The 1,766-nt window shown below is 24.8% G+C and carries 2 protein-coding genes; both read right to left on the bottom strand.

What is annotated here, in order from left to right; all coding sequences use genetic code 11:
- Positions 1–146: 146 nt before the first annotated feature.
- Positions 147–1,274: a hypothetical protein gene (locus ACRCZX_RS06910; RefSeq protein ID WP_438582196.1), complete on the bottom strand. Its 1,128-nt coding sequence runs from the start codon at positions 1,272–1,274 to the stop codon at positions 147–149.
- Positions 1,275–1,538: 264 nt separating this feature from the next.
- The coding region (locus tag ACRCZX_RS06905; RefSeq protein ID WP_438582195.1) for a hypothetical protein at positions 1,539–1,766 on the bottom strand (228 nt) is incomplete at its 5' end.

Raw genomic sequence — 1,766 nt, 5'->3', positions numbered from 1 at the left:
TATTCTTTTTAAGGCATAGACAAGCTATGTCTTTTTGTGATATCATTTTTTTACAAAAATATTTCAAGTCGAAAATCTTTATCCCTTTTTTAGGAATTGGACCTATTTTTCATCTTTAGTTAACAGATTCTTATATTTAGTTTAAACTATTTTATTTCAATTTTAAATTTTTCTAACTCTTCAATAGTTTCTATTTCTGAAAGTCTAGTGAACAATGAAACCCTTTGAGACATAGGTAAACCATTTTGCATTATGATTATTGAGAGTTTTTCTTTTTCTAACTCTAAATCAGATTGTACAATCTCTACAACCTCATCTTTAAATTGAACTTCAGCTTTAACTTTCTTTTTGATAACTTCTATTTTAGAGTTTTTTATATCATCAATTTTAGAGATTAGAATCTTAGAAAAGTTCTTAATCTCAGAATTATATTTATACAGCTCATTTAAGCCCTTTATAACGTCTTTTTCAGCGTACTTAGCAATAATTCTATCCATCGCTTTCTGAGAATAAGCTACGTCTATAAACCTATTTTTACGAGCTTTTTCGATTGCTTTTACTAGCTTTTCTGATAATTTTTTATCGAGTAAATCTATTACATTTTTTTCAACTTTTAAGAATTGTATTTTTTGAACTGTTTTTCCTATTAATTCTTCTTTAAAGCTATATTCATAAACTTTATCAAATTGATTTAGTTCTTTTAAGGCTCTAAATATCACATATCTTTTAAAATCATAATAACTCGTATATTTACTGCTTGTTCCTGTTAACTCTTTTAAATCTTTTAACAGAAAAATTGGAATATTTACTTTTTCATATTTTTTGAATAATTCATAAAAAATTATAGTATATGAACATTTGTAAACTCTTTGTTCTAAGAGTTTTATCGTTGTATAATATAATTTTTTCTCATTTCCACTGTTACAAAGTGCTTTAAAAATAGAATCTGGAATTTGAATAAAAATTCCTGAATCTATTTTTTTATACTCTGAAAGTAAATGAAAAGCTCCCCATAATTTGCCTTTTTTGTCTTTTGAAATGACTTTTATATTTAATAAACTATCTAAATAACTATATAATTCATCATAATTATCTGAAATCTGTAAAGATTCAAAAATTTCATTACCTGAGATTATCAATTTATCTATATTTTCTTTTTGAAATTTGTGTAGTAATAAATTATAAGTTAAAAGACCCAAAACTGAAATTGGGTTTCCAGTTATTTCAATTAATTCATTTGGTTTATGCACTATTAAATCTTTCATTTTTTTCATTCTGACCTCTCAAAACACTTGATAATTATATAGTACTACATATACGGAATAATATCAAAATTTATTATTCCGTATTCAACCGTAATTCTTCCGTATTCAGCGGTAATTCTTCCGTGTTCAACCGTAATTCTTCCGTAGATACCCCAGTTGAGAGTTTGATTTTATTGGGGATTCAAGACCTGTAAATCTTGTAAATCTTATAAATATTACAAACAAGAAAAAAGTATGTATTTTTTATAAAAAAAAGAAACCCTATTTGGATTTCTATAATTTTATCAAAACTTTAAATTGCTCTAACTCTTCAAAAGTTTCTATTTTTGATAATTCACCGAACAAATGAATTTTTTTAGTTGTTGGTAACTCACTCTGCATTACAACTATTGATAATTTTTCTTTTTCTGAATCTAATTCTGATTTTACTCGTTCAGCAACTTCAGGTTTAACTTTAATTCTAACCTTTGTTTTGATTAACTCTATCTTAGAATTTTTAAT

The organism is Cetobacterium sp. (assembly GCF_051658645.1).
GTDB lineage: Bacteria > Fusobacteriota > Fusobacteriia > Fusobacteriales > Fusobacteriaceae > Cetobacterium_A.
The sequence above is the reverse complement of the archived record's forward strand: the minus strand, read 5'-3'. Positions and strand labels throughout refer to the sequence as shown.

Bases quoted from the DNA above. Each gene is read 5' to 3' on its own strand.
- ACRCZX_RS06910 (WP_438582196.1), bottom strand. From the start codon at position 1,274: ATGAAAAAAATGAAAGATTTAATAGTGCATAAACCAAATGAATTAATT.